Origin of the sequence: Jeotgalibacillus sp. S-D1 (assembly GCF_004358665.1) — a bacterium.
In the GTDB taxonomy this organism is placed as follows: domain Bacteria; phylum Bacillota; class Bacilli; order Bacillales; family Jeotgalibacillaceae; genus Jeotgalibacillus.
In genome coordinates, this window is the sequence record NZ_SMZR01000018.1 from 1 (window position 1) to 6,967 (window position 6,967).

Here is a 6,967-nt window from a genome sequence, read left to right on the forward strand (position 1 = left end):
TGATTGCCTGTGTTGATGGTTTAAAAGGCTTTCCTGATGCCATCAATACCGTTTACCCCAACACTCAGGTTCAGCTGTGTATCGTGCATATGGTGCGTTACTCAATGAAGTTTGTGCCATGGACGGATAAGAAGGCCGTAGCGGCTGATTTAAAGGCAATTTATGGTGCTGATACGCTTGAGATAGCAGAGGCCAATCTCGAGCATTTTGATGAGGTGTGGGGCGAAAGTTATCCGCACGTGGTTAAGTCTTGGCGCAATAACTGGGAGGGCTTAACGGTGTTCTTTGGCTACCCTAAAGACATCAGAAAAGTGATTTATACCACCAATGCGATAGAGTCGCTAAACAGTGTGATTCGGACGGCGGTGAATAAGCGTAAGGTGTTCCCCTCTGATCAGGCAGCATTCAAGGTGGTGTACTTAGCCACCCAGCAGGCATCCAAAAAGTGGTCGATGCCCATTCGTAACTGGACGTCTGCTTTGAATCGTTTTATGATTATGTTTGATGACCGTATCAGTAAGCATTTAATCTAAATGGCAGTTACACAGAATCTGGGATGTTCTCTATAGGTATCTCTAACCCTAAGGATGTTATTTTCTTTATTGCTTTCTTCCCTTTATTCTTAAAGGTTTCAAGCGATATATATTCCTCTATGCTAATTCTGACCTTGGTATGGATAGCGCTAGACTATAGTATCTTATCTATTTATTCTTTTATATTCTCAAAGGTTAGCAATAACAAAATCGCAAATACAATTAGTAAGTCTTCAGGACTTATTCTATTGTTTATTGCTATTTATATATTGTGGGAAACTAGTAGAAGGCTGTTTTTATAAGAAGAGCTAGCACACCTATTCCCAAGCCATCGAATCTGATTTAATTATATCTGCGGTGAACCAATCAGGTGCTTTCACTGGTTAGGCTCCCTAGTGAGGACTTGAATCTTTGACATTAAGCTAATGGTATCAAGGTTTTAACCTACGGAGATAGCCACAGTGTACTTCATGGTGTATTTACCATACATACTCTATTCTTTCTAAACGTCTGTTAATCTACATAAATCAAAAATTACTACTAACTATAGGAAATTATATGAGTCAGTCTTTATCTACTGCTGAAATTTTACTCCACTCTACTGTAAAGATAACATCTATATCAAATGGGCAAGAAATAGGAACAGGCACCGCGTTTTATACTATTTTTAATAGAAATAATGACTTTATTCAACCCGTACTTATAACAAATAAGCATGTTGTTGATGGAGCAGATAAAATATCTATTATCTGCCGTATAGCTGATTCAGAGACTAATGAACCAACAGAGGAGTTAATTAAGGTCACTGTAGCTCTTCACAACACACTTATTAATCATCCTGACGATGATATAGACTTATGTGCTATATCTATTGCTTCAATAATGCAACAGGCTATCGATCAAAAAACACCTATCTTTTTTACTCCAGTCACTATGGACTGGATACCTGATGAGGAAGATTGGCAATATTTTGATGCTATAGAAGATATAACAATGGTAGGTTGCCCTAGAGGACTTACAGACGAAAAAAATAACTTCCCTATAGTCAGAAAGGGTATTACTGCAACTAGCCCAAACAAAGATTACAATGGCAAGAAAGAGTTTATGGTGGATATGGCTTGTTTTCCAGGATCATCTGGTTCACCAATTTTTCTATACAACGAAAACGGTTATCTAAATCGGAAAACTCAAACTTACCACATGGGAGAAACTAGATTAAAATTACTCGGTATTTTATATGGAGGACCTACACTTACAAACTCAGGTCAAATTATCTTAAATAAAGGGTTTGAATTTGAAGTCATCTCAATGATGCATTTAGGTTTTGCAATCAAATCCACTGAGCTAAAAGTTTTAGAGGCTCTCATGTTAGGGGGTTGAAGCGTTTTTTAGAAGCTTTAAAAAATCAATCTTTCAAGATATAGACGGTTAGTAAGATTTAATCATACCCTAAGGGAACCAACCAAAAAGCCCCTTAGACCTATTAATAGTCTACCTATAACAGACCGCTATAAGAAAACCGCTTATAACTTCAAGCGTTGGGGGTATTCATAACCGCATAGCAACAAATATTTTGCTAGCTTTTGTCGTTGCTTGTCATCACGCAACATAGTTTCAATAAGAGTGTAAACTTCATCATTGCTTTTGCCGTAAGTCTGACTACTGTAATCTCTAATAAAATCAAAGCTTTTCATTATCTTAAAGCAGAATGTATTGATTTGTTCTTCAGTCAATACAGGTATTTTTCTCAATCCTTTTCGCTGTGGCTGTTGGTAGTCTTGTTCCTTTACTCTCTTTTCTTGTGTCTTTTTGGTTGTTGTTGTCTTCTTAAACTTGAACTTGAAAGTAAAACCGTCAATTTTCCGACCTCTCATTGTTTGTGCGTAATTAACTTCAATGTCAGTTAAGTCATTTATTTGTTTGACAGCGGGGTTAAGCACTCGTGATTTAAAGTTGGACATTCTCGAATATTCTGTTTTATCTATCTCAAAACGTTGTCTAAGCTCAATGTATGATATGTGCGGAACATCACCAGTTTTACGCCAGCTCATTAACATTTCATACAAACGATGTGCGTATATGCTTGTTAGCGGTGCTTTTTGTTCAACATGATAGCGAGTGTGACCGCCGACACCTATTTTGAAACGTCCTGCTAGCTCTACAAGTGCTTTTGTAAAGCATAATGTCACGATTCCTTGATCTTTCACATAACCGATCTCACCTACCCACCTTGCTTTTCTTTCTTCATTAAAAGAGGGGAAGTTCTCTGCTTGCACTTGATATGTGAAATAACGATTAAATAATCGCTCTGACGCTTCTCTTAGGGCTGTATATGCTTGCTGTTTTGTGACGTTGTATAACTCTGCATAATCGTCTGCCCTAATCTGGATGAAGTCTGGCAGTGTTGTTACGTGCTTTTCTTCTTCTTCATACTCACTTAACTCTGCTAGCGCAATATCGAGTAGTCTGATTTCGCACAAATCTAAGTGATAGCTTGCTTTTACAAGCGTATTGCTCTTTATAACCATATCGTTACTTATCTTCTTTGCCATTATTTATTCCTTATTCGATGACTATACAACCTTAATTATAATCGTGATGACTACACTAGTAAACAATGTAGTCATCAAAGTAAGGATTTGTAGTCATCAAAGTAAGGATTTGTAGTCATCAAAGTAAGGATTTGTAGTCATCAAAGTAAGGATTTGTAGTCATCAAGGCTTTGAAAGCATTGGTATCAAAGGCTTTGCGGAACCCTAAAATCTTTTAAAATCTTTTAAAATATCTTAAAAGGGCTTTGAAGTTATAAAAATACAAATAAAAAAGCACTACGTACCAAACATAGTGCTAAATTCAAATATCGAAAAAAAGAATGTGAATTAACGAAATTTACAGTAAAAATTACCGTCTTTGGCAGTGAAACAAGTAGACTTCTGAACATCAGCATAATAACCGTCTTTACCTTTGACGACATTATCAGCAATATCATAACGCTCTAGCATGACATAATTTGCTCTGCGTTCTGCTATCTCTGATTTACTGGGTATGAACAACCAAGCTATAAAAAATGTTAGCAGTATGATGAACAAGCAAACGCCACCTAAGATCAGACCTGTTTTCCAAGTTAGCTGACTTACATACTCATCAGATAACGCCTCTAAATGCGTCTTGGTGCTGTTTGACACCTCTTTCAGTGTATTAGCTACATTTTGCTTTAACTTGTCGCTCTGCGTCTTATATGAGTCCTCATAAGCTAAAATTGATGTATTGCGATACTCAAATTCTTTCTGTGTTCTTCGAGCATCTTCTTGTAGCTGTTGTAGCTGTTGTTTAATACTACTAGAAACCTGTGATAGCTCGATTGTTAGCTGTTTAATGTGAGTTGTAAAGCCCTTGTTTATTGCTTTGTGATAACTTTCTTGGTTCTGCTTAAAAACAGTACTAAGAGCTCTTTGTATGCCCTCTAAAGTTTCATCGGTGAGCATTTTCTCTTTTTCTTGATATTCTTTGAGCTGCGATGTTAACTGCTTAATTAAATCAGCGGTTTCATTCGCTCTAGCCGTGCTAGCAACGTCCAGTTGCTCACGCTGTTCTAAAAGGGCTTGATTATGCTCTGTGAGCGTTGCTAGAGCCGTTAATAAATCTTCTAGCTGTGTATTGGTGTTATCCATTTTATCTTCTCATTCCATAGCTGTTACTGCGGTTAATCTCATTACTGTAGTCTTTAATCGCTTGCTGTGCGTCCTGTAAGCTCTTCTGTGCCTCTTTACTCACATTATCGCTGGTAACCTTGGCAAAATTGTCTAATGCCCCTTGTAGCTCATTTGTGTGCGTTTTACGATCGCTTCTGCCGTAAAGCTCTTTTGTTGCTGTTAGTGCTTTTTGAGCTTGTATCGCTGTTAGCTCGGCTAATCCATCACGCTCATGTACTGCATATCTTCTTTGCGTGTTAGTGGTGCTTGGGTCATCGATGTATGAGTTAAGCCCCTGTACTGCTTGAGTAGCGACTTGGATTGCTATAACCGCTTTGTTCTCGCTTGTGAAGTTATCAGGATTAGCTCTCGCTTGGGCGTAAATCTCTTGCTTGTGTTCTTTAAACTGATTAATTTCTAGCTGTCTTTGTTCCGCTTGTGCTTGTTTGGCTCTTGCGGCTTCTGCTCGTGCTTGTTCTAGCTTAGCTTGCTCAATAGCTTTTTGTTTGGCTTGCTCGGCTTCTCGTTGCTGTTGTAATCGCATGGCTTCTTCTGCCCTTGCTTTGGCTTCTGCTATTTTCTCTTGTTCACGTTTGCTCTTAACGCTTTTCGCCAGTGCCAAAGCTTGAGCGACTGCATTAGATTTAACCACATCTGTACTGATCGCTTTTGTCGGTGGTGGTGTGGTGTGTTCAATATCTTGACCTTGCTTTTTAGCAAAAATGATTTGCTCGGCTTTATCGTTAATAAGCTTGTTATCTTCAATCTCTAAGTTAAAGATTAGCTCGTTTCGCTCGTTGATAATCTCGTTAATCACTCCAAGCTTGGTAGCTGGACTTTTATCAATCTCATAATATTCGCCTTTTTCTTTCGCCGCTTTAGCTTTTTTAAGTTCTTCTGCGTACTTTCTACGCTCTAGCTTTGTTGCAACCGACCCCATTTTGAGCTGTGGCTCAATGTCAATTCCTTGGCTTTTGTAACTGCTGCTATCAATTAGATCTAAGCCATGCTCTGCTAGTTTTTCATTCGCCACTGACTCCCACAATTGACGCACCTGTTTAACTTCATGGCTCATACGCTCAAGTCCAAGCTCACGTCTTTTTTTATCTGACAGTTCTGCTGTGCTTTTGGCTGTTAGTATTATTTCGTTATTCTTGTTTAGCTCTACTTGGCGTGTTGTTAACATGATGTGCGCATGAAAATTACGAGGATCTGCCCCTCTTTCTATTTCTTTGTCAGTCGGTTTATGAATAGCACAATCTGCAATAACTCCGTATCTATCAGCTAACTTTTGGCTGAACCTATGAGCTAGTTCTTTTCGCTCTTTTTCTGATAGTTCGTATGGCAAATTAACCAACCATTCACGAGCGACCCTTGCGTCTTTTCGGTTTTCTGCTTGCTCAGCTTTGTTCCAAATCTCGCCCCTGTTGATAGTGACTTCTTTATCTTTTAAAGATGAGGGCAAAATAATATCGGCACTCATAACACCGTAGCGTTTTGAGTAATCATGAACTTTTCCGTATCGCTTATCTTCTAATTTTTCACCAGCACGATATGAGGCAGACGCAACCGCTGATTGCCCCTTACCTCTACTTATTGATTTTGTGCTAGCAACGAAAATAGCCATTTTTTGCAAACTCCAATTTTTGTTTTACCCCAAACGGCTTTTTGTTTGGGGTGGGGGTTGAGGGGGCTTGCCCCTCACGAGGTTTTGATTTGAAATTATAAGTAACATAGTGGATTATAATTTCAAGTCGAAAACTCGCACTTAGTCAGTGGGACTCAACCATCCGTTAAATAACTATATCATAAACTGTTGTTAGGTACTGGCGAAATTGCTATAGTTGGATGAACAAAAAAATCTACTAATATAAGGAAGATAATATGAGCTTACTAGGTGGTAATGATCTAAAAGAACAGCAGAGAATTAACGAACTTGAGGCTAAAATAAATAGGGAGAAGCAGAAGCTAGATAAGAAACTGACACGGCAAAAAATACTACTGGGTGCTTTTTTTGTGGACGCTTTAGAGAATAATTCTGTACAAGGCTTAAAAGAATATACGGCTGATAACCTGTTGGATTTTTTGAGCAGACAGGGCGATAAGGATTTAATGACAGATTTGGTAAAGGGGCTTGGTGGTACGGTCGAGACTAAGAGTGACAATAAGAATGATTTAGAGTTGAATGCTAGTTTAGATGAGCACTTGTAAATAAAATATGTCCATTAAAAATAAAAAAGGCATTAGTTAAATGATTGATTATTCTTTATTATTCACCTATTTCTCAGCTGTTTTACTGTTTTTAGGTACTCCAGGACCTGTGACTGTACTTGTAGTGAGTGCAAGCGTAAAAGGTGGGTTCAGGGCTGGATTAGCAACAGTCGCAGGTACTAATGCTGCATCACTAATTTTGATAGCGATATCATTTATTATCCTTCAAGGAGTGTTTTCAGTTAGCGAGACAGCTATGCTGTGGTTATCCTTTTTAGGGGCATTCTATCTTATATATTTTTCTATAAATATAGTAAAAGATAAAATTGATATTAATCAGACTGTAAAAGAAAGCTCAGTTCTTGTTACGAAAAACCATTTCAAAGATGGTTTTCTTATAGGTAGAGCCTTTCCTAAAAAGTGTGTAACTGCTTATAATCCACTAACCGGAGAATAAGCAATGACTACTCAATCTGACCTTAAAAAACTGGCTGAGCAAATGGCCGGTAGCATGAAAAGCTTCGATGACAT

7 protein-coding genes are annotated in these 6,967 nt (G+C 38.1%); 4 read left to right on the top strand and 3 right to left on the bottom strand.

The window, feature by feature from the left end; genetic code table 11:
• Nucleotides 1–533, top strand: a 533-nt coding sequence (locus E2R51_RS20380; protein ID WP_133378710.1) for an IS256 family transposase, incomplete at its 5' end; no start/stop codon positions are given.
• A gap of 558 nt (nt 534–1,091) precedes the next feature.
• Nucleotides 1,092–1,913: a S1 family peptidase gene (locus E2R51_RS20385; protein ID WP_133378711.1), complete on the top strand. Its 822-nt coding sequence runs from the start codon at nt 1,092–1,094 to the stop codon at nt 1,911–1,913.
• A gap of 143 nt (nt 1,914–2,056) precedes the next feature.
• On the opposite strand, the gene repM is transcribed toward E2R51_RS20385, so the two are convergent.
• The 3 genes from repM to E2R51_RS20400 form a co-directional block, all read right to left on the bottom strand.
• Nucleotides 2,057–3,085 (bottom strand): replication initiation protein RepM, encoded by a 1,029-nt coding sequence (gene repM, locus E2R51_RS20390; RefSeq protein ID WP_133378712.1) that lies wholly within the window; start codon nt 3,083–3,085, stop codon nt 2,057–2,059.
• Nucleotides 3,086–3,412: 327 nt separating this feature from the next.
• Nucleotides 3,413–4,204 (bottom strand): hypothetical protein, encoded by a 792-nt coding sequence (locus E2R51_RS20395; protein WP_133378713.1) that lies wholly within the window; start codon nt 4,202–4,204, stop codon nt 3,413–3,415.
• Between the two features lies 1 nt (nt 4,205).
• On the bottom strand, nt 4,206–5,852 hold the full coding sequence (locus E2R51_RS20400) for a MobA/MobL family protein (RefSeq protein WP_133378714.1): 1,647 nt from the start codon (nt 5,850–5,852) through the stop codon (nt 4,206–4,208).
• Between the two features lie 257 nt (nt 5,853–6,109).
• Here E2R51_RS20400 and E2R51_RS20405 point away from each other — a divergent pair, with 257 nt between their 5' ends.
• Nucleotides 6,110–6,436 (top strand): mobilization protein MobS, encoded by a 327-nt coding sequence (locus E2R51_RS20405; RefSeq protein WP_077449832.1) that lies wholly within the window; start codon nt 6,110–6,112, stop codon nt 6,434–6,436.
• A 40-nt stretch (nt 6,437–6,476) separates the two neighbouring features.
• On the top strand, nt 6,477–6,893 hold the full coding sequence (locus E2R51_RS20410; protein ID WP_133378715.1) for a LysE family translocator: 417 nt from the start codon (nt 6,477–6,479) through the stop codon (nt 6,891–6,893).
• Nucleotides 6,894–6,967: the final 74 nt, after the last annotated feature.